Below are 20,277 nucleotides of genomic sequence, written 5' to 3'. Positions count from 1 at the left end.
GCGGGGGGGGTGGGGCGTTGGGGCGGTGGGCGCTGCGCGCGTGGGTTGGGTCTCGCGCTTTTGCCTGGGGCGTGTTATGAACTGGGCCGGGCTGCACTTCGTCGTATTTGCCAGGCTCAGGCTATCGTTACGCCGAGACCACGACATGCTTGGTCTTGGCGACGTTCGGATTGACAGCACATGCCGGGGCCGGGTAGCACGCGGCCGCGCCGTCCATCGATTTTTTCGCGCCGATTCTCGACAGGCAATCCGAACCATGAAAACTCTTGCAGTAGCGTTGCTGAGCCTTTCGTTCCTGGTGGTCGCTCCTTGCGCCGCGGAGAGTGACGCCGATCAAGCGGAGATCCTGGGGACGCTGACGGGCGGAAGTTGGCGGTCCGGCGACGGGCAGGGCACCTACCGGGTGGTCTTGGAGAACGTGGGCTTCGAGCATGTGAGCTGCCGTGTCTGGATCGAGTGGCTGGCCACTACGGCAGCCGGAAAGAAGCCGCCCGGGCAACCGCCGCGCCTCGTCGACAGGACGTCGTATGACGAAATCTCCAGCGGCTTCTGGTCTTGCAATCCGAAGAAGGTGGGGCTGGCCGGTGCCACGCTGACCATCCACGCCACGCACACCTATTCCGGTGAAAGCCGCAAGTTCTGCGCCGTGCTGGGCGCACCGGGTGAGTATCGCGATCAGGGCTTGTGTTGAGGCTGCTTCCATACCCTTGCGATAGCCGTTCCCCGGCCATGTTCATGACACGCTCTAGCCTTGCAGCTGGTTGTAGACCTCTTGCGAGATTCTCTGGAGTTCGTCTCGGCTGACCGCGCCTGACAAGGCGTAGCCGAATTGGCCTTCGGCCCAGTAGAAGACGCGGACTTGGCCTTCCTGGGTGAATTGGAAGGCGGTTTGGCCGTTGGTGGCTTCGCGGGTGACGTAGAGGGTCAGGCGTTGGCCGTCGGGGGCGCCGTACATGAAGAGGGCGACGGGGCCGGCGCCGCCGGGCAGGAGGCGGCCGCCGACGAGTTCGTAGCCGGCGTGGGACAGGTTGGGGGCGCGCACGGGGGCGCCCAGGCGTTTGGTGAGCCAGGTGACCAGGGCTTTTTCGTTGTCGCCGCTGACTTCCACGGGGCGGCCCATGTCGGGGGCGTAGACGGCGTGGGCGATGGCGGCGCGTTGGGCGTAGCCGCCGGCGGCGCGGTCGGGGCTGGCGGTGGCCAGGATGGATTGCAGGTGGCGGGCGTCCAGGGCACCGCGGGTCAGCCAGGCGGCGCTGGCACTGATGGCGGCGATGGCGATGCCGGCGGCCAGGGCGCGCCAGGGAATCTGGCGGGTGGGCGGGGCCAGCGGCAGGCGCAGGGGCAGGGGTTCGTCCAGGACCGGGTCGAGCAGGGCGTGCAGGGCGCGGCGCTGGGCCTGCCAGGTCTGGACGCGGGCCAGGTCTTGCGGGTGGGCGGCCAGGTAGGCGTCGACTTCAGCGTGGCGGCCGGGCGGCAGCTGGCCGTCGGCGTAGCCGTGCAGGTCGGCTTCGGTGATGGGGTGGCCGGCGGCGGGAACGGGGTGGAGGCGTTTGTCGTTCATGTCATTTCACGCGATGGAGCCGGCTGGCGGGTTCCTGGCCTTGCATCAGGGCGCCCAGCCGTTCACGGGCGCGCGACAGGCGCGACATGACCGTGCCCATGGGCACGCCCAGCACCTGGGCGGTTTCCTGATAGGACAGGTCTTCCACGCAGACCAGCAGCAGCACTTCGCGCTGCTCGGCCGGCAGGCCTTGCAGGCAACGATCCAGGTCGCGCACCTCCAGGTGGTCGGTTTGCGTGGCGCGCACCGGCACGTCGGGCAGGTCGCCCGTGCCGGCCTGTTCGGCCTGCCGGTGGTGGGCGCGCACGCCGTCGATGAAATGGTTATGCATGATGCCGAACATCCAGGCCCGCAGTTCGCCGCGCCGCTGCCAGCGCGAGTAGCGGCTCCAGGCACGCTCCAGGGTGTCCTGCACCAGGTCGTCCGCCCGGTGGGGGTCGCCCGTCAGCCCGCGGGCGTAGCGCCGCAGGCTGGGGATGCAGGCCAGGATCGATGCTTCGTCTTCGGCGCGCATGGTCTGTTGCGGCGCGTCCTGATCAGGGCTTGACGGTGTGCCAGACGTCCTTGAAGTTGTCGCCCGTCTTGTCGCCGGCCTTGGCATCCTTGGAGAACAGGTAGAGCGGCTTGCCCTTGTAGGCCCATTGCTTGGAGCCGTCATCGCGGGTGATGACGGTCAGGTCGCCGGACGCCTTGGCGTCGGCGGCGGCGGTGACCGGGGGCCAGATCTTGGCGCACTGGTCGTTGCAGGCGCTTTTGCCGCCTGCGTCCTTGTCGAAGGTGTACAGGGTCATGCCGGCACTGTTGACCAGCACGCCGTCCTGGGTCTTGACGGCCTGGGCGTGGGCGCCGGCCGAGAACAGGGCGGCGGAAGTAAGAACCAAAGCTGCGGCGATTTGATTGCGCATGTCGTGCCTCGTCGATAGGAAAGTGGGGGACTGCCCTCTACAGACGCCGGCCGGGGCGGCGATATTCCGCCCGGCGCAAAAAAAATCCGCGAGGGGTCAGGCGGCCGCCGGTGGCGGACCGGGTTCGTAGCGCATTTCGGTTTCCAGGCCGCCCTCCTTGACGGCGCGAAAGCCCAGCGACTCGTACAGCCGGCGGGCGGGGTTGCCTTGCAGGACGGACAAGGTGACCGGGACGGCTTCCTGGTCCGCCTGCCGCAGGAGGCCGGCGAGCAGCCGCCGGCCCAGGCCCTGGCCCTGGTAGGCCGGGTCGATCTGGATTTGCACGACGCGCCAGCTGGACGCCTCGCGCAGGGTCTTGAACAAGCCCGCCGGGCGGCCGTGCAGCCAGACGATCTGGGCGCCCTCGAAACCGTAGCGAATGCGCGCCAGGTGGTGCTCGTCGTCTTGCGGGGCGCCGGCGCGGGCCAGGTGTTCGGTCATCGTTGCGCGGCGCAGCGACATCAGGAAGGGCAGGTCGTCTTCGGTGGCGGGCTGCAATGCCAGGGAATGGGGGCTCATGGGGCGGCTTCAGGGTTGCTTGGCGGGACCACGCTTGGCGCTCTTGCCAGCCTGGTGGATCAAGTTATAGAGCTGTTGGGCCGCCGGCGCCAGGGGGCGGCCACGGCGCGAGATCAGGCCCAGGCTGCGGGTGACGCGCGGATGTTCGAGTTTGACGCCGGCCAGGGTGGCGTGGCCAGCGGGCGGCATGGCCAGCTGCGGCACGGCGGCCACGCCCAGGCCGGCCTCGACCAGGCCCAGCAGGGTCATGACATGGCTGACCTCGAAGGCGCTGACGGTGCGCTTGCCGCTCTTGGCCAGGGCGTCGTCGATCAACAGGCGGTTGCCGCTTTCCTTGGCCACCGTCATGAAGCGTTCGCCCGACAGTTCTTCCCAGGACACGCTGCGGCGGGCCGCCAGCGGATGGTCGCGGCGCACCGCCAGCACGAAGTCTTCGCGCAGCACGGCCTTGAAGTCCACGTCGGGCTCCTGGGTGCCGAAAAAGCTGATGCCGAAGTCGGCCCGGCCGGTGACGACGCTGTTGAGCACGGTATGCGCGGTTTCGTCGATGATGCGCACGCGGATGCGGGGAAAGCGCTCGGCGTAGTCGCGGATGATGGACGGCAGGAAGTAATAGGCCACCGAGGGCACGCAGGCCACGGTGACCAGGCCGCCGCGCTGCGCCGCCAGGTCGCCGATGCTGAGCACGGCACGTTCCAGTTCGTCGATGGCGCCGCGTGCCCGCTCCAGGAAGATGCGGCCCACGTGCGTGAGCGACACACGGCGGGTGGTGCGTTCCAGCAGCCGGGCACCCAGCAGGTCTTCCAGCTTTTCTATGCGGCGGCTCAGCGCCGGCTGTGACAGGTTCAAGTCCTCGGCCGCGGCGCGGAAACTGGCGCGTTCGGCCACGGCGACGAAGGCCTGCAGTTCCTGTAAATCGAAATTGATGCGTGCCATGCATTAATCCATCCGTAAGTTGCAATTCAAATAATAGCCGCGCCGTCGCAGAATGCACGGCATGGAAACGATCATCCCTTGTGTACTGATGCGCGGCGGCACCTCCCGCGGCCCCTTCTTCCTGGGCGATTGGCTGCCCGCCGACCCCGCCGAGCGCGACCGGTTGCTGCTGGCCGCCATGGGCTCGCCCCACGCCTTGCAGGTCGACGGCCTGGGCGGCGGCAACACGCTGACCAGCAAGGTCGCGATCGTGTCGCGCTCGACCCGGCCCGGCTGCGATATCGACTACCTGTTCGCCCAGGTGTCGGTGGACCGCGCCAGCGTCGACACCCGGCCCAACTGCGGCAACATGCTGTCGGGCGCCGCGCCGTTCGCCATCGACGAGGGCCTGATCGCCGCGGCCGACGGCGAGACCTCGGTACGGGTGCACAACGTCAACACCGGCGCCATCATCGAAGCCGTGGTGCAGACCCCGGGCCGGCGCCTGACCTACGAAGGCGATGTGCGCATCGACGGCGTGCCGGGCGCCGCCGCGCCGGTGCGGCTGAATTTCCTGGACGCCTGGGGCGCCGTCACCGGCCGCCTGTTTCCCACCGGCCTGCGCCAGGAAGTCGTGGACGGCATCGCCGTCACGCTGATCGACGCCGCCATGCCGATGGTGTTGATGCGCGCCGCGGACTTTGGCTTGCGCGGCGACGAATCGCCGGCCGAATTGGATGGCAATGCCGCGCTGCTGGCGCGCCTGGAACGCATCCGCCGCGAAGCCGGGGCGCGCATGGGCCTGGGCGATGTCTCGGACAGCGTCATCCCGAAGCCGGTGCTGCTGGCGCCGGGCGAGGATGCGTCGCAGTTGTCGCTGCGCTCGCGTTATTTCACGCCGCACGCCTGCCACCGCGCCCACGCCGCGACCGGCGCGGTGGGCGTGGCCGCGGCGTTCCTGATGCCGGGCACGGTGGCGCATGACTGCGGCGGCCCCGCGCCGCGGGCCGGTTACCGCAGCGTGCGCGTCGCGCATCCATCCGGCGGCATGAATATCGACGTGAAACTGGACGAACGCAGCGGCGAGGTCGCCGCCGCCGGGCTGGTGCGCACCGCCCGCAAGATCATGAAAGGGGTGCTGTACCTGCCGCAATCGGCGCCGCAACAGGCGGTTCAGGGCGTGCAGGCGGCACCTATGGCGGTAGCGGCCTAGGGCCTGTGCGAGGCGCCTTCTAGTGTGAACAGGCCCTGGCGGCCATATCGGCTACACCCGGCATCCGGTGCAGGATCCGCTGCCAGCAGGGTCCGGGTGTGCAGAAAAAATGGCGCCGGCCTGCCGGCGCCCGCAGGACAGACAACGGTTCACAGAGACCGTCCACATCATCATCAGGAGACTCAACATGGCATTTCCCATCCGTAGCAGCATGCTTGGCGCCGCCGCGCTGTGCCTGGCCCTGGGCGGCCAGTCGGCCCAGGCCCAATTTCCCGACCGCGCCATCACCATGGTGGTGCCCACCGCCGCCGGCGGCGGCAACGACACGCTGGCCCGCGTGATCGGGCAGAAGATGGGTGAACTGCTGGGCCAGACCATCATCGTGGTCAACAAGCCCGGCGCGCAGGGCGCCATCGCCGCCGACTACGTGGCCCGCCAGCCGGCCGATGGCTACACGCTGATGCTGGGCTACATCGGCACGCACGGCATCAATCCCGCGCTGCAAAAGCTCAACTACGACCCGGTGCGCGACTTCACCGCCATCGGCATGGTGGCCGATTCCCCCACGCTGATGGTGGTGAACAGCGGCATCGGCGTGCAGGACGTGCCCGGCCTGATCAAGTACGGCCAGGCTCATCCGGACGGCCTGAGCTATGCGTCGGCGGGCCCCGGCACGGCGCCGGCGGTGGCGGGCGAACTGTTCAACCGGGCGACCGGCGCGGCCATGCTGGAGATTCCCTACAAGGGCTCGGCGCCCGCCATGACCGACACCTTGGCCGGCGTGACCCAGGTGATGTTTCCCAGCCTGTTCAGCGCCTATCCGCATCTGAAATCGGGCAAGATCGTCGCGCTGGGCGTGGCGGGCGCGCGCCGCGCCAAGGTGCTGCCCGACATACCGACGCTGGCCGAACTGGGCGTGCAGGGCGTGGACGTGGCGCAGTGGTACGCGGTGTTCGCGCCGGCCAATGCCAAACCCGAGGTGGTGGCCAAGCTGAATACCGCGTTGAACGGCGCGCTGAACGACCCGGCGGTCGTGCGCAAGATCGACGAGCAGGGGGCGGAGGTGCGCACCAGCACGCCGGACGAATTGGCTGCGTTTGTGCGTGACGAGGCGGTCAAGTGGAAGCGCCTGGCCACCTCGATCCACGCCGCGCTGTAACGCCAGATGCGCCGGGCGGCCCACGCCGTCAGGGACGCCCCTTGATGCAGCGGGCGCCCGCGCCACAGCGCCGCTGCGCTAGGTTGCCGCGTCGAACAGCGCCAGCGGCGCGGCATCGAAGTGCCGCAGGTTCGGAAACACCAGATTCAGGTCGTCCTGGCTCGCGCCGAACCAGCTGCCCAGCGCCGCGCCCAGCTGTTCCACGGCCAGTTTCGGCAGCAGGCGGCCGTTGTCGACGAAGCCGGGCCCGTCCAGCGCGACCTCGGGATGCGATCCGACGTAGCGCCCGCCGCGCACCGCGCCGCCCAGCACAAAATGGTGCGCGCCCCAGCCATGGTCCGAGCCATTGCCGTTCGATCCCAGCGTGCGGCCGAATTCCGACGCGGTGAAGGTGGTGACCTGCCGCGCCACGCCCAGCCCGGCCAGCGCGCCCTGGAACGCCGCCAGCGCCTGGCCCAGCTCGCGCAGCAGGGCTGGGTGCGTGTCGTTCAGGCCCGTGTGGTTGTCATAGCCGTTCTGCGATACGAAGAACACCTGGCGCCGCGCACCCAGCGCCTGGCGTGCCGCGATGATGCGCGCCACGATCTTCAATTGCTGCGCCAGCGGCGAGCCAAAGTCGCCCGGCACCGCCACGCCGGACAGCGCCGCGCGCAGGCGCGTATCGGCATCGATCGATTGCGCGGCGATGCATGACATCTCGCGTTCCATCAGGTGTTCGCGCGGCTGCGTGATCAACTGGCGCAGCAGCGCGGTGCAGGCGCTGCTGCCGTACAAGTCGCGCGTCAGCAGATCGATACGGGTCGAACCATTGACGCCGACCCGGTAGCCGGCCACGTGACGGCCCGCCAGCAGCACCGTGCTGCCGCCCGCCGTGATGCCGGTGAAGCTGCGCTGCGCGTTGATGTCCGCATATAGATCGGTCAGCCGTCCTGCCCAGCCCGACGACGCGCCTTCCGGCGCCAGCGCCTGCCAGTACGATTGCTGGTCGTTATGCGAAAACAACTTGGGCGGCAGCGGCACGCGCGCGCCGATGTAGTCGGCCTTGGTCGTGGGCACGACCAGCGGCCCCACGTTCAGCGCCACCGCCATCTCGCCGCGCTCGAACAGGGGCGCCAGCGGTGCCAGCGAAGGCGCCAGCGCGAACTGCGCGCCGTTGTCCGCGGGGGTGCGTCCGCGCAGCGCGGTGGCCTGCAGCGCTGCGCGAGGCAAGGCAATATCGCTGCGGGCCGCGGCATAGGCGCGATAGGCCGCAGCGTCATAGGGCACCAGGGTGTTGAATGGGTCATTGCCGCCATACAGGAACACGCACACCAGCGCCTTGTAGTCGGCGGGCGCGGACTGCGCCGCAGCCGCACCCAGCGCGGCCAGGTTCAGCGCCAGCGGCGCGGCGGCATGGCTGGCGCCCAGGGCGCAGGCACGCAGCAGGAATTCGCGGCGGCCGGGTTTCATTGCTGTATCCGAAATTCGAGGCGGTCACGCTTCATTTCTGCACCAGGTATTCAGGGCTGGCCGCCACCAGCATGATCGCGGCGCGCACGCGGTCGCGCGGCCGCTCGGGCGGCAGGGTAGCGACCGCCTGGGCGATGGTGTTGGCCGTGCTGTCGCTGAAAGCATCACCGGCCAGCAGTAACGCCACTCGCGCCACCAGCGCGGCGGGGTCCCGGGCCAGCGGGATCTCGGCGGCGTAATCCGTTTGCAGGTCTTCCCAGCCGCGGTCGACGTAGATCGCCAGGAAATTCAGGTAGCCCGCGATGCTGGTTTCATCGGTGATCTGCAGTTCCGGCGCCACCAGCCCGCGCCGCGCCAGTTCGGTCACCGGCGGGCTATAACGCGGCCGGAAGAAATTGAACACGCTGGCCGACCGCATCGGGCTTTGCGCCAGGCGGATCGTGTTGTCGGTGGTGTCGGGCATGGCCCAGGCGCCGGTGTTGGACGTGGCGCCGAACGCCCGGGCCCAACCCGAGAAACGCAGGATCGGCTCGCGTACCTTGCCCCACTCGGGCGCGGCCAGGTCGGGATGGCGGGCCTCCTCGTCCAGCAAGATCGCACGCACCACCGCCCGCAGGTTGCCGCGCACGCCCTGGCCGTCGTCATTGAACGCCGCCGCTACCCGTCCGACGTAGGCCGGGCTGGGGTTGCTGGTCACCAGCCGCTGGATCAGCTGGGTGCCGATGAACGGCCCCACGTTGGGGTGGGCGCTGATCACCTCCATGGCGCGGCGCAGCGACAGATAGCCATCGGTGCCGGGCGGAATCACCGCGCCCAGGAAGCGCTTTTCCGCCAGTGAATGCAGGCTGCCATTGAGCGCCATTGGGCGGCGGTGGAACTGCACGTCGCTTTCCGGGCCGTCCAGGTCCCAGCCGGTAAACACCTTGGCCAGCCCCTGCACGTCGGCGTTGCTGTAGGTTTCGATCGGTGCGCCGTTCACCATCCTGGCGGTGCCGTCCGGATTCAGCTCGACCAGGCCGATGCTGAATAGCTGCATCACCTCGCGGGCGTAGTTCTCGTCGGGGTGGCGGCCGGTCTTGGGGTCTTCCTTGCGGTTGCCGCGATAGGTCAGCATGCAGCCCATCGACAGATTGCGCGTCACGGCGGTGAGCAGGGCCTGGTAGTTGCCCAGCGCATGCTCGGCCAGCAGGTCCATGAAACCGGCGGCGCCGAACAGCGGCCAGTTGGCGGTGATGGACGCCACGCCCACCACGAAGATCTCGGACAACGAGAAGGCGACGCGCGTTCGCACCTGGTCTTCGGCGCTGATGAACTTGCGCCACAGCGTCGATTCCAGCGGCGCGTTGATGCCGTTGCCCTTGTAGGCCTCGGTGTTCTTGCCCTGTTGCAGCAGCCAGTCGAAATGGCTCTGCGACGGCGGCAGGTCCAGCTGGGCATCCAGCCACGCGGCGTAGCCATCGCGCACGACCGCGTCGATGGCGTCCGGGGTCGGGCCGAAGGTGGCCTGCGCCAGAAAGCGCGATGCCTGGCCGGGCGTGGGCCGGGCGGACGGGGAGGATGCGGAGGCGGCGGCAGGCGCGGCCCCGGACGGCGGCGCGGACATGCGAAAAGCCCCGGGTTCGAATGCGAAAACCTACGGTACCGAAGCGCCTGGGGCGCTTCAAGACCACCATTCGGAGGAGGGGATTAATCCGTTCGCATGAGAGGCGCCGGCCGGCCGCGGTCACGGCCAGGTGCTGGCCGAGCGCGATGACGGCGGCCGGGGGGCGAGGCGTGTCAGACCGAACGCGTGATGCCGCCGTCGATGCGGATGTTCTGCCCGGTGATGTACGAAGAGGCGTCGGAGGCCAGGAACGCGATCAGGTCGGCCACTTCCTCGGCGGTGCCGTAGCGGCCCATCGGGATGCGCGCGCGGCGGTCTTCCTTTTCGGGCAAGCTGTCGATGAAGCCGGGCAGCACGTTGTTCATGCGTACGTTGTGTTCGGCATATTCGTCCGAGAACACCTTGGTGAACGCGGCCAGGCCGGCGCGGAACACGCCCGACGTCGGGAACAGGGCTTCGGGTTCAAAGGTGGCGTAGGTCGAGATATTGACGATGGCGCCGGCCTTCTGGCTTTTCATCACGGGGGCCACCAGGCGCGCGATGCGCACCACGTTCAGCAGGTAGTACTCCATGCCCAGGTGCCAGTCGTCGTCGCTGATTTCCAGCAGCGGTCCCTTGGGGCCATGGCCGGCGCTGTTGACCACGGCATCGACGCGGCCCCATTGCTGCAGGGTGGCGTCCACCAGGCGGGCCAGGTCTTCGGGGGACCGGTTCGAACCGGTCACGCCCAGGCCGCCCAGTTCGGCCGCCAGCGCTTCGCCCTTGCCGGACGAGGACAGGATGGCCACGCGGAAGCCGTCGGCCGCCAGTTTGCGCGCCGCCGCCGCGCCCATGCCGCTACCGCCGGCGGTGATGATTGCCACTTTATCCGTGCTCATGCGTGTGCCCCCAAGGGTGTCCAGGAAACGGCCATTGTAGGGGCGTGCACGGCGGGCTTGCGGGCAATCCAGCGGAGATTCCCGCAAGACCCGGCAGGGGTGATCAGTCGACCAGCTTGAGCACGCCCTTCATCAGCGCGAAGTGGCCGGGGAACGAGCAGAAGTAGGCGTAGTCCTGGCCGGCGGCCAGCTTGCTGACGTCGAACGTGACCGAATCGGTTTCGCCGCCGCCGATGACCTTGGTGTGGGCGATGACGCGGGCGTCGTCTTTCTTGACGTAGTCGTTGTCCAGGCCGGCGGCCATGCCGTCGTTCACGGCGCCTTGCATGTCGGCCTGCTTGGTCAGCACCCAGTTGTGGCCCATGGCGGTCTTGGGCAGCTTGCCCGGGTGCGTGAGCTTCACGGTGAACTGCTTGCAGCTCTTGCTGACCGTGATTTCCTTCTTGTCGAACTGCATCTGGTCGGTGCCGGCGATTTCGATCGAGCAATCGGCGGCCAGCGCGGGGGCAGAAACCAGGGCCAGGACGGCCGCGGCGCACAGATTCTTCAACAGCATGTTTGATGCCTCCAGGTGGCTAGGGGGGAAACGCAAGCCCGCCGGACGGAGCCGGGCAGGCATTGCGGCTATTGTCGTTCCACTCTACGCCAAATCGGTCCGGGCGACCTACGCCGGGTTTGACGCAACGCAAGCAAGCGCGAGCCAATTGGCGAGAATCGGTCTGAAAGTGGAACGCCCGCGGAGCCAGGACGATACCGGCCTGCCTCGAATGCGACGGCCCTAGGGCTTGCCGCTGACCCGCCAGATCACGTTGCCCACGTCATCGGCCACCAGCAACGCGCCCTGGCTGTCCACCGCCACGCCCACCGGCCGCCCCTGCGCCTGGCCGCCGGCATCCAGGAACCCGGTCAGCACGTCCTGGGCCGCGCCATCGGGACGGTTGCCGGTGAAGGGCACGTAGATGACCTTGTAGCCGCTGCGAGGATCGCGGTTCCAGGATCCATGCTGCCCGACGAACATGCCGTGCGTGAACGGGGCCAGCTTCGAGCCGCCCGACCAGGCCAGTCCCAGCGATGCGGTATGCGGCCCCAGTGCATAGTCGGGCACGATGGCCTTTGCCACCAGGTCCGGGCGCGGCGGCTTGACCCGCGTATCGACGTGCTGGCCGAAATAGCTGTACGGCCAGCCGTAGAAGCCGCCGTCTTGCACCGACGTCATGTAGTCGGGCACCAGGTCGCTGCCCAGCTCGTCGCGTTCGTTCACGGCGGTCCACAGTGTCTTGCCATCGGGCGCCCAGGCCATACCGACCGGATTGCGCAAGCCGCTGGCGTACAGGCGCTTGGCGCCCGTGGTCACGTCGATCTCCCAGATGGCCGCGCGGCCTTCCTCGGCCGCCATGCCGTTTTCCGCGACGTTGCTGTTCGAGCCCACCGAGGCGTAGAGCTTGCTGCCGTCGAGGCTGGCGATCAGGTTCTTGGTCCAGTGGTGGTTGATGCCGGCGGGCAGGTCGGTGACCTTGACGCCAGGGGCGGTGATGCGGGTCTGGCCGGGTTGATACGGAAAGCGCACCACGGCGTCGGCGTTCGCCACGTACAGCTGGTCGCCCACCAGCGCCATGCCGAAGGGCGAATTCAGGCCGTCGAGCAACACGCTGCGGCTTTGCGCCGCGCCGTCCGCGCCCAGGCCCCGCAGCAGCGTGATGCGGTTGGCGCTGGCCGTGCGCGCGCCGGCGCGCTTCATGACGATGCCGGCGGCCCAGTTCTTCAGTCCGCCCGGTGCGTCTTCCGGCTTGGGCGGCGCATTGGTTTCGGCCACCAGCACATCGCCGTTGGGCAGTACGTAGATCCAGCGCGGATGATCCAGGTCGCGGGCATAGGCCGTCACGGCCAGTCCGCTGGCGGGTGCCGGCTGCGTGCCGTCGGCCCAGCCCACCGCCTTGGCGGTGTTGACGGTGGGGATCAGGGTGACATTGGGCGCGGGCAGTTCGGGGCGCGGGCCCATGCCGGCCTCGACCGGCAATTTGGCGACCTCGCCGCAGGCGGCGAGCGTGCTGACGGCCGCCAGGGCCGCCGGCAGCAGGGTTCGAATTCGCATGATGCGGCTCCAGGCGCGGCGCGGTCACCGCGAAAGCCCATCATACGACGCGGCTTGGCAGGCCGCGACAGATCAATCCTTGATGCGGCTGCGCAGCACCGCGCCCGTCTGCGCATCCACCCGCAGCTTCACGCGCTGGCCCTGCGGATCGTCGGCCTTGACGTCGTAGCCGCGGTGATGCTCCAGCTCGATCTCGGTGATGTTGCGGTAGCCGGCCGTGGTCAGCGTGTCGTAGATCTGGCGCACGGTCAGGATTTGCGCGGGGGCGGCCTGGGCGGCCACCGGCGCGGCGGGTGCAGCGGCCGGTTGCGGGGCGGCCTGCGCAGAGGCCGCGGCGCTGGCCAACGTGGCGGCGCCCACGGCGAAAGCGGCCAGAGTATTGCGGATCGCGGGCTTGATGGTCGTGGTCATGGGGGAGCTCCTAATCGGTTGGAATATGGCCTTCGGTCCGGCCATGCATGCATTATTCGGGGGAGCCTATGAACTCTTTCTGAAGCCGCCGTTCACCTGCCGTTCATCCTTCGTTGGGTATAAATGAGGCGCGGCTTCGAAGCTGTTTTTCCCCGGCGTCCCGCGTTATCCTGGACGCCACTCACCACGGACCCCCCAATGACCGCAGGCAAGCGCATCGCACTCTGGCTGTCGGGCGGCGCGCTGGCCGTGGCGCTGGCCTTCGGGCCGGGCGCCGGCCACGCCGGCGACAGTGATCACGACCAAGCCCGCCAGGCCTTGCAGGCCGGCAAGGTGCTGCCGCTGCGTTCGGTGCTGGATATCGTCGAACGCGACTATCCTGGCCAGGTCGTGAAAGTGGAGTTCGAGGAAGACGACGGCCTCTTCCTGTACGAGATCCGCTTGTTGCAGCCCGGCGGCAACCTGGTCAAGCTGAAGATCGACGCGCGCGACGGCTCCGTGCTGGGCATCAAGGGCCGCGATATCCAGTTCCGGAACAAACGCTGATGCGCATCCTGGTAGTCGAAGACGAACCCACCCTGGCGGCGCAACTGGCGCAGGCGCTGGGCCAGGCCGGCTATACGGTCGACACCGCGGCGGACGGCGGCACCGCCCACTACCTGGGCGAGGTCGAAACCTACGATGTGGTCGTGCTGGACCTGGGCCTGCCCGTAATGGACGGGCTGACGGTGCTCAAGCAGTGGCGCGCCACCGGGCGCGGCATGCCGGTGCTGATCCTGACCGCCCGCGCCAACTGGCACGAGAAGGTCGCGGGTATCGACGCGGGCGCCGACGACTACCTCACCAAGCCCTTTCATATGGAAGAGCTGCTGGCCCGCGTGCGCGCGCTGCTGCGCCGGTCCAGCGGCCACGCCAGCGCGCAGTGGCGCTGTGGCCCGCTGATGCTGGACACGCGCCAGGCCAAGGCCACCGTCGACGGCCAGGCGCTGAACCTGACCAGCCACGAATTCAAGGTGCTGGCGGTGCTGATGCAGCGCGCGGGCGAAGTGGTCTCGCGCAGCGAACTGACCGAGCACATCTACGCGCAGGACCACGACCGCGATTCCAACACCATCGAAGTCTTCATCGGCCGGCTGCGCAAGAAGCTGCCGCCGGACACGATCGAAACCGTGCGCGGACTGGGCTACCGGCTGGCAGGCGGCGCATGAACGCCCCAGGCGCCGCGCGTACGCCGGGGTCGCTGCGCTGGCGGCTGCTGGCCGGCACCCTGGCCTGGATCGCCGTGACCATCGTGCTGGCGGGCTGGGGGCTGGGCAGCCTGTTCCGCCAGCACATCACCGAACAACTGCGCGCCGAGCTGGCGCTGCACCTGAACCAGCTGACCGCCGCGGTCAGCGTCGCACCCGACGGCCGCCCCGGGGTGACGCCGCCCCTGAGCGATCCGCGCCTGGAGCAGCCGCTGTCCGGCCTGTACTGGCAGATCGACCGGCTGGACGACCAGGGCCGTGTCGCCGTGGCCGGCGTGGCGCGCTCGCGTTCGCTATGGGACCAGGTGCTGGCGGTGCCCGCGGCCGACAGCGCGGATGGCGCCTATGACATCCCCGGTCCCGAAGGTCACGGCCTGACCGCGCTGACGCGCACGCTCAAGCCCGAGGATGCCGACGCGGCCACGCTGCGCCTGATCGTCGCCGCCGACCGCCAGGTGCTGGCCGAGCCGATCGAGCGCTTCAATCACATGCTGCTGCTGTCGCTGGGCGCGCTGGCCGCCGGGCTGGTCGCGGCCGCGGTGGTGCAGGTGGCGGTCGGGCTGCGTCCGCTGGGACGCCTGCGCCGGCAGCTCGCCGCGCAGCAGGGCGGCAACAGCGCGCGCATCGACGGCCGTTTTCCCAGCGAAATCCAACCCCTGGTCGACGATTTCAACCGCGTGCTGGCCGTGAACGCCGACATCGTGCAGCGCGCCCGCACGCAGGCCGGCAACCTGGCGCATGCGGTGAAGACGCCGCTGACCATCCTGGCCAACGCCGCTGTCCAAGAAGACAGCGCCCTGGCCCGGCTGGCGCGCGAACAGACGGCGCTGGCGCAGCGCCAGATCGACTACCACCTGGCGCGGGCGCGGGCCGCGGCGGCTTCGGGCACCGAGGGCGGGCGCACGCCGCTGCGCCCGCCGGTCGAAGCATTGCTGCGGGTCATGCGGCGCCTGTACGCCGCGCGCGAGCTCGACCTGGACCTGGCCGGTTTTCCGGACGGACTGGTCTTTCGCGGCGAAGAGCAGGACCTGCAGGAAATGGTGGGCAATCTGCTGGACAACGCCTGCAAGTGGGCGGCGGGGCGCGTGCGCATCAGCGCGGGCGCCGTGCCGCCGGACCAGCTGCGCATCGAGATCGACGACGACGGCCCGGGCATCGCCGAGGGCGAGCGCGAACGCGTGTTCGAGCGCGGCGTGCGCATGGACGAGCAACGCCCCGGCTCGGGCCTGGGCCTGGACATCGTGCGCGACCTGGCGCGCACCTATGGCGGCGATGTGCGCGCGGAGCAGGCGCCGCTGGGCGGCCTGCGCGTGACGCTGACACTGCCCGCGCTGGCGCGGCCCGCGTAGCGCGGGCCCGGACGCCTATTTCACCAGCGTCACGGGCACCTCGGCCAGCTGCACCACCTGATTGGCCACCGAACCGACCAGCATCCCCGCGAAGGCGCCCAGGCCGCGCGTGCCCATGACAATGCGTTCGCATTGGTGCTGTTGCGCATAGGACGCGATCTCGACCGCCGGATTGCCGAATTCGACGTGGCTGGTGTAGTCGGTGCCCGTGACGTCCAGCAGCTTGCGCGCTTCGTCGGCGGCCTCCTGGCCTTCGCGCATGTAGTATTCGTCGATCATGTCCTGCGTGACCAGGCGCGACAGGCCGGCGCGGCCTTGCGGCGGCGTCTGGATATTGAGCAGGTGGATGCGCGCGCCCTGCGTGCCTTGGGTGAGCTGGCGCGCGTGCAGCACGGCGCGGTTGGCGTCATCGGAACCGTCGACCGGGACCAGGATGTTCAGCATGGCGGGCTCCTTTACTTGACCAGGGTGACGGGCAGCGACGCCAGGCGCAGCACGCGGGTGGCGACCGAGCCCATGAACAGCGACGCTACGGAACCCAGTCCGCGCGTGCCCATGTAGATCTCGTCGGCATCGATCTCGCCGGCCACGCGCACGATGGTATCGGCAATCGCGCCGATCTCGACGCGCTCGCCGTAGGACACGCCGTCGGCGGCCAGCAACGCGCTGGCTTCGCGTAGCGCGGCCGCGCCTTCCTCGTGGTGATAAGCGTCGATGTCGGTTTGCGACAGGCCGCGGCCGATCTTGCCGGCCTGTAAGGGAATCTGCACGGACAAGAGCTCGACGCGCTCGACGGGGTCGTAGCGGCGCGCCTGCAACAGGGCGCGCACGGCATGCACGGCGTGCGTCGAGCCGTCCACGGGGATCAGAATGCGTTTCATCGGCGTCTCCTGGGTTGCGGGGCGGGGCGCTGTCGCCCGCGGCGTTGGCGCCGGGGCCCCGGATTGCCGCGCCCTTGTCGGCGCACGGCAGGTCTACTTTAAGGAATTATTCCGCCGCGTGGGGTGCGCGGGATCAAATGCCCGTGCCGGCGCCGGTTCAGCGCCAGCGCGCGGGCGTCTGCGCGGCCTGGGCCGGTAGGCCCAGCAACTGCTCGCCCAGGCGCGCCAGCGTGGCGGCGTCGCCGGTGGTTTCCAGCGCAATCGCGCCCACGCCGTCCGTGTTCAGCAGGCCGCGTTCCTGCAGCTGGTGGCGCAACCGGCGCGCCACGGGGCCGCCGGTTTCCAGTTGCGGCACGGCGGTACCTGCCACGGCGGCGATCTCGTTGCTCAAGAACGGGAAATGCGTGCAGCCCAGCACCAGCGTGTCGGCGCCCTGGTCCAGCAGCTCGCGCACCGGCCCGGCCACCGCGCGCGCCACGGCGGCGCCGGCCGTTTCGCCTTGCTCGACCAGCAGTACCCATTCGGGGCAGGGCCGCAGCAGGATGCGGATTTCGGGCGCCTCGCGTTGCACCAGCGCGGCGAACTTGGCGCTGGCCAGCGTGCCGGTGGTGGCGAACACGCCGATCACGCCGCTGCGCGTCAGGTGGGCGGCGGGCTTGATGGCCGGCTCCACGCCGATGATGATCAGGTCGGGATGGCGCGCGCGCAGCAGAGCGATGGCGGCGGTGGTGGCCGTGTTGCACGCTACCACCATGGCCTTGGCCTGGCGCGACACGTAGTAGTCGGCGATGGCCAGCGCCCGTTGCTGCACGTATTCCTGGGTCTTTTCGCCGTAAGGCACGTGGGCGGCGTCTGCCACGTACAGCAAGTCTTCCTGCGGCAGCGCGTCGCGGATGGCGCGCAGCACGCTCAGTCCGCCGACGCCGGAGTCATACACGCCTATGGGTTGTGGGGCAGGCATTGGAATAGGGGGAAAACAGAGGTGCCGCCAAGTGTAGCGCCGCCGGCCCCCGCCCACTGGCCAGCCCGGCGGAACACGGCGATGCGGGCCCCGTCAGGGCTCGGGCGTGTCGCGGTGCGCCCGCGCCTCTTCGATCAGCCGGCGGATCGCGCCGGACAGCGGCGCGTCGCGCCAGATCAGCGTGAGCGGCGCGCGCAGTTCCAGCGGGCCGGTCACGTTCACGTACACCACGCCTTCGATGTTGACCCGCCGCAGCGAGGCCGGTACCAGCGACACGCCCAGGCCTGCCGCCACCAGGCTCAGCGTGGACAGCATGCGCGGCGCTTCCTGCGCCACGCGCGGGCTGAAGCCGGCCGCGCCGCAGGCCCTGATGATGGCGTCGTACAGCCCCGGGCCGCTGTGGCGCCGGTACAGGATCAGGGATTCCTCGGCCAGTTCCGACAGCGCGATACGCTTGCGCGCGCGCCCCTTGACCATCGGATGGTCGGCGGGAAAGGCGGCCAGCATGTTTTCTTCCAGCACGGTCTCGACCGCCACGCCGGGGTCCGCGCCATGGGCGCCGCGGATGAAGGCCACGTCCACCCGGCCGTCGCGCACGGCCTCCATCAGTTCGCCGGTGCTGCTTTCCTCCAGCACCAGCCGCACCTGCGGCGCGCTTTCGCGAAAGCGCCGGATCACCGATGGCACGAACGGATGGAAAGCGGCCGACCCCGTGAAGCCCACGGTCAGCCGGCCGGCTTCGCCCAGCGACACGCGGCGCACACCGTCCACCGCCTGGTCCACCAGCGCCAGGATGCTGCGCGCGTCCGCCAGCAGCGCGCGGCCGCTTTCGGTCAGCTCCATGCCGCGCGGCAGGCGGTGGAACAGCGTGACGCCCAGCTCCTGCTCCAGTACGCGGATCTGCTGGCTCAGCGGGGGCTGGCGGATGCCTAGCCGGGCAGCCGCGCGGGTCAGGTGGGATTCCTCGGCGACGGCCAGGAAGTAACGCAGAAGCCGCAGGTCGACGGATGCCATATGTAGCTGATATCAGTATTTATCAATTCATATATTAGACATTATCTGAGGCCAAGAGTAGGCTGCGGTCTATTCATCCAGAAGATCATGAACGCAGCATCGACTACCCCCCCTGACGCCGCCCTGCGGCCGCCGCCCACCTGTGGGCAACTGTTCTACGGCTTTCTCATGCTGGGCCTGACGGCCTTCGGCGGCGCGCTGCCCCTGGCGCGGCGCATGGTCGTGGAAAAACACCGCTGGCTATCCGGGGCCGAATTCACCGATCTGCTGGGCCTGTGCCAGTTCCTGCCGGGCGGCAACATCATCAACCTGTCGGTGGCCCTGGGCATGAAGTTCCGCGGGCCGCGCGGCGCCTTCGCCGCGCTGATGGGTCTGATCCTGGCGCCCTCGGCCATCGTGGTGCTGCTGGGCATGGTCTATGACCGTTTCCAGAACGATCCGCACATTCAACACCTGTTCGCCGGCCTGGCCGCGGCCGCCGCGGGCCTGTTGATTTCCATGGCGGTCAAGATCGGCGTGCCGGTGCTCAAGCGGCGCGACTGGCTGGCCGGCCTGGTGGCCACCGCGTGTTTCGTCGCCATCGCCGTGCTGCGTATTCCGCTCTTGCCGACCATGGCGGTGCTCACGCCGCTGAGCATCCTGCTGGTCTGGAGGCAACGTCGATGATCCAGACCCTGATCGCCCTGGCCATCATCTTTTCGCAGCTGTCCGTGCTGGCGTTCGGCGGCGGCAACACCATCCTGCCCGAAATGCAGCGCCAGGTCGTGGAAGTGCACGGCTGGATGACGGCGGCCGACTTTTCCGCGCTGTTCGCCTTGGGTCAGGCCGCGCCCGGCCCCAACCTGATGGTCGTCACCCTGGTGGGGTGGCACGTGGCCGGCTGGATGGGGATGCTGGTCACCACCATCGCCAAGTTCGGCCCGTCCTCGATCATTACGGTCATCGCGCTGGGGCTGTGGGAACGGTTCAAGGACCGGCCCTGGCGCGGCGTGATCCAGGCGGGCATTTTCCCGATGACGGTAGGGTTGGTGGCCGCCAGCGCGGCCCTGATCACCGAGGCGTCGGTGCATTCCTGGCTGCTGGGCGCCATCACCGCGGTGGTGGCGCTGCTGGCCAGCGCGACGCGCATCCATCCGCTGTGGCTGCTGTTCGGCGGCGCGCTGGTGGGATTGCTGGCTATCGGTTAGCGTTAGGGCTCTTGCCACGCCAGGAGCCCGCCATGTCGCTGCCGGTCAAGGACGATACGTCCGACGCTTCGTCCGCCGCCGTTGCCCGCTTGCCTTTTTTCCACGCGCATCGTCGCCTGGTGCTGTGCGGCCTGCTGTTCGCCGCGGTGACGGTCGGCCTCTACCTGGCCGGCATGTCGCCCAGCCGCGCCGGCCTGCTGGGGTTCGACGCGGCGGCGCTGGTGTTCCTGCTGTTCACCGCGTCGGCCTTCGGCAGCGCCACGCCCGCCACCATGCGGGTGCGGGCCCAGCAGGTCGATGTCGGGCGCACGGCCGTGCTCTGGAGCAGTGTGGCGCTGTCCTGCCTGGTGATGCTGGCCCTGTGGACGGAGCTGCGGGCCAGCGGCGGCGCCGAAGGGGTGGTGGACCTAATCGCCGCGGCCGCCAGCATCGTGCTGTCGTGGCTGTACCTGAACATGATCTTCGCCCTGCATTACGCGCACGGCTACTACAGCCACCGCAACGCGATGCACAAGGGCCTGGATTTCCCCGGCAAGGAAGACCCGGACTACTGGGACTTCGCCTATTTCTCCCTGGTGCTGGGCATGACCTTCCAGGTATCCGACGTGCAGATCGTCAGCCGCCGGCTGCGGCGCACGGCGCTGGTGCACAGCGTCATCGCGTTTTTCTTCAACGTCTTCATCATCGCCATCAGCGTGAACGTGGCGGCCGGCAGGGCCTAAAAACGGCTCGGGCGGGTCCACCACCCCTTCGGCGCCGCCGCTGGCCCGCAGCTCCGTCCACAGGGCCAGCATCACCAGGCAGGACAGCGCCACACTGCTCCAGAGCACGGCCGTGCGCCCGACATCGACCTGCTGGGCCCGCACCCGCATGGTGGCGGGCGTGGCGCTGCCG

General features: G+C 69.1%; 24 protein-coding genes. 9 read left to right on the top strand and 15 right to left on the bottom strand.

Annotated features, from left to right (window positions below; all coding sequences use genetic code 11):
• Positions 1 to 256: 256 nt before the first annotated feature.
• Complete coding sequence (locus tag A9974_RS11235; protein WP_183004172.1) at positions 257 to 691, top strand: hypothetical protein; 435 nt, start codon at positions 257 to 259, stop codon at positions 689 to 691.
• Between the two features lie 54 nt (positions 692 to 745).
• Here the strand turns inward: A9974_RS11235 and A9974_RS11230 are convergent, their stop codons facing one another.
• The 5 genes from A9974_RS11230 to A9974_RS11210 all read right to left on the bottom strand — a co-directional run bounded on the left by A9974_RS11230 (position 746) and on the right by A9974_RS11210 (position 3,960).
• Positions 746 to 1,561, bottom strand: coding sequence for an anti-sigma factor (locus tag A9974_RS11230; protein ID WP_183004171.1), 816 nt, complete (start codon positions 1,559 to 1,561; stop codon positions 746 to 748).
• Position 1,562: 1 nt separating this feature from the next.
• The gene (locus tag A9974_RS11225) at positions 1,563 to 2,075 is read right to left on the bottom strand and encodes an RNA polymerase sigma factor (protein WP_183004170.1); all 513 of its coding nucleotides are present in this window, start codon (positions 2,073 to 2,075) and stop codon (positions 1,563 to 1,565) included.
• Between the two features lie 22 nt (positions 2,076 to 2,097).
• Positions 2,098 to 2,466 (bottom strand): hypothetical protein, encoded by a 369-nt coding sequence (locus A9974_RS11220; RefSeq protein ID WP_183004169.1) that lies wholly within the window; start codon positions 2,464 to 2,466, stop codon positions 2,098 to 2,100.
• A 96-nt stretch (positions 2,467 to 2,562) separates the two neighbouring features.
• Positions 2,563 to 3,024, bottom strand: coding sequence for a GNAT family N-acetyltransferase (locus A9974_RS11215; RefSeq protein ID WP_183004168.1), 462 nt, complete (start codon positions 3,022 to 3,024; stop codon positions 2,563 to 2,565).
• A 9-nt stretch (positions 3,025 to 3,033) separates the two neighbouring features.
• The gene (locus A9974_RS11210) at positions 3,034 to 3,960 is read right to left on the bottom strand and encodes a LysR family transcriptional regulator (RefSeq protein WP_183004167.1); all 927 of its coding nucleotides are present in this window, start codon (positions 3,958 to 3,960) and stop codon (positions 3,034 to 3,036) included.
• 61 nt (positions 3,961 to 4,021) lie between these two features.
• Here A9974_RS11210 and A9974_RS11205 point away from each other — a divergent pair, with 61 nt between their 5' ends.
• Both A9974_RS11205 and A9974_RS11200 read left to right on the top strand, forming a co-directional pair.
• Entirely contained in the window at positions 4,022 to 5,152 is a 1,131-nt protein-coding gene (locus A9974_RS11205) for a 4-oxalomesaconate tautomerase (RefSeq protein WP_183004166.1), read from the top strand.
• 187 nt (positions 5,153 to 5,339) lie between these two features.
• On the top strand, positions 5,340 to 6,311 hold the full coding sequence (locus A9974_RS11200; RefSeq protein WP_183004165.1) for a tripartite tricarboxylate transporter substrate binding protein: 972 nt from the start codon (positions 5,340 to 5,342) through the stop codon (positions 6,309 to 6,311).
• A gap of 78 nt (positions 6,312 to 6,389) precedes the next feature.
• Here the strand turns inward: A9974_RS11200 and A9974_RS11195 are convergent, their stop codons facing one another.
• The 6 genes from A9974_RS11195 to A9974_RS11170 form a co-directional block, all read right to left on the bottom strand.
• Positions 6,390 to 7,760, bottom strand: coding sequence for a DUF1501 domain-containing protein (locus A9974_RS11195; protein WP_183004164.1), 1,371 nt, complete (start codon positions 7,758 to 7,760; stop codon positions 6,390 to 6,392).
• Positions 7,761 to 7,791: 31 nt separating this feature from the next.
• On the bottom strand, positions 7,792 to 9,363 hold the full coding sequence (locus tag A9974_RS11190) for a DUF1800 family protein (protein ID WP_183004163.1): 1,572 nt from the start codon (positions 9,361 to 9,363) through the stop codon (positions 7,792 to 7,794).
• A 173-nt stretch (positions 9,364 to 9,536) separates the two neighbouring features.
• Entirely contained in the window at positions 9,537 to 10,241 is a 705-nt protein-coding gene (locus tag A9974_RS11185) for an SDR family oxidoreductase (protein WP_183004162.1), read from the bottom strand.
• A 103-nt stretch (positions 10,242 to 10,344) separates the two neighbouring features.
• Positions 10,345 to 10,797, bottom strand: coding sequence for an azurin (gene azu / locus A9974_RS11180; protein ID WP_183004161.1), 453 nt, complete (start codon positions 10,795 to 10,797; stop codon positions 10,345 to 10,347).
• Positions 10,798 to 11,019: 222 nt separating this feature from the next.
• The gene (locus tag A9974_RS11175; RefSeq protein ID WP_183004160.1) at positions 11,020 to 12,333 is read right to left on the bottom strand and encodes a sorbosone dehydrogenase family protein; all 1,314 of its coding nucleotides are present in this window, start codon (positions 12,331 to 12,333) and stop codon (positions 11,020 to 11,022) included.
• Positions 12,334 to 12,405: 72 nt separating this feature from the next.
• Positions 12,406 to 12,744 (bottom strand): PepSY domain-containing protein, encoded by a 339-nt coding sequence (locus A9974_RS11170; RefSeq protein ID WP_183004159.1) that lies wholly within the window; start codon positions 12,742 to 12,744, stop codon positions 12,406 to 12,408.
• Between the two features lie 198 nt (positions 12,745 to 12,942).
• Between A9974_RS11170 and A9974_RS11165 the strand changes: the two genes are divergently transcribed.
• Genes A9974_RS11165 through A9974_RS11155 form a run of 3 tightly spaced genes read left to right on the top strand, consistent with a single transcriptional unit; the run spans position 12,943 to position 15,340 of the window.
• Entirely contained in the window at positions 12,943 to 13,290 is a 348-nt protein-coding gene (locus A9974_RS11165) for a PepSY domain-containing protein (protein ID WP_183004158.1), read from the top strand.
• Entirely contained in the window at positions 13,290 to 13,952 is a 663-nt protein-coding gene (locus A9974_RS11160) for a response regulator transcription factor (RefSeq protein ID WP_183004157.1), read from the top strand. The genes A9974_RS11165 and A9974_RS11160 overlap by 1 nt, the downstream gene beginning before the upstream one ends.
• A complete protein-coding gene (locus tag A9974_RS11155; RefSeq protein ID WP_183004156.1) occupies positions 13,949 to 15,340 on the top strand; it encodes a sensor histidine kinase in 1,392 nt (463 codons plus the stop codon). Before A9974_RS11160 ends, A9974_RS11155 begins: the two co-directional genes overlap by 4 nt.
• 15 nt (positions 15,341 to 15,355) lie before the next feature.
• Here the strand turns inward: A9974_RS11155 and A9974_RS11150 are convergent, their stop codons facing one another.
• The 4 genes from A9974_RS11150 to A9974_RS11135 all read right to left on the bottom strand — a co-directional run bounded on the left by A9974_RS11150 (position 15,356) and on the right by A9974_RS11135 (position 18,196).
• Positions 15,356 to 15,784, bottom strand: a complete 429-nt coding sequence (locus A9974_RS11150; protein WP_183004155.1) for a universal stress protein — start codon at positions 15,782 to 15,784, stop codon at positions 15,356 to 15,358.
• A gap of 11 nt (positions 15,785 to 15,795) precedes the next feature.
• Positions 15,796 to 16,221, bottom strand: coding sequence for a universal stress protein (locus A9974_RS11145; RefSeq protein WP_183004154.1), 426 nt, complete (start codon positions 16,219 to 16,221; stop codon positions 15,796 to 15,798).
• A 157-nt stretch (positions 16,222 to 16,378) separates the two neighbouring features.
• Positions 16,379 to 17,182, bottom strand: coding sequence for a glutamate racemase (murI, locus tag A9974_RS11140; protein ID WP_183004153.1), 804 nt, complete (start codon positions 17,180 to 17,182; stop codon positions 16,379 to 16,381).
• A gap of 93 nt (positions 17,183 to 17,275) precedes the next feature.
• Complete coding sequence (locus A9974_RS11135; protein WP_183004152.1) at positions 17,276 to 18,196, bottom strand: LysR family transcriptional regulator; 921 nt, start codon at positions 18,194 to 18,196, stop codon at positions 17,276 to 17,278.
• An 87-nt stretch (positions 18,197 to 18,283) separates the two neighbouring features.
• Here A9974_RS11135 and A9974_RS11130 point away from each other — a divergent pair, with 87 nt between their 5' ends.
• The 3 genes from A9974_RS11130 to A9974_RS11120 are packed head-to-tail and all read left to right on the top strand — an operon-like array spanning position 18,284 to position 20,105.
• Positions 18,284 to 18,862: a chromate transporter gene (locus A9974_RS11130; protein WP_183004151.1), complete on the top strand. Its 579-nt coding sequence runs from the start codon at positions 18,284 to 18,286 to the stop codon at positions 18,860 to 18,862.
• On the top strand, positions 18,859 to 19,383 hold the full coding sequence (locus A9974_RS11125) for a chromate transporter (protein ID WP_183004150.1): 525 nt from the start codon (positions 18,859 to 18,861) through the stop codon (positions 19,381 to 19,383). Before A9974_RS11130 ends, A9974_RS11125 begins: the two co-directional genes overlap by 4 nt.
• A 32-nt stretch (positions 19,384 to 19,415) precedes the next feature.
• Positions 19,416 to 20,105, top strand: a complete 690-nt coding sequence (locus tag A9974_RS11120; protein WP_183004149.1) for a DUF1345 domain-containing protein — start codon at positions 19,416 to 19,418, stop codon at positions 20,103 to 20,105.
• Positions 20,106 to 20,277 lie beyond the last annotated feature (172 nt).

Source organism: Achromobacter sp. UMC71 (genome assembly GCF_014170305.1).
In the GTDB taxonomy this organism is placed as follows: Bacteria; Pseudomonadota; Gammaproteobacteria; order Burkholderiales; family Burkholderiaceae_B; genus Achromobacter.
This window is presented reverse-complemented; position numbering and strand designations above follow the sequence as displayed.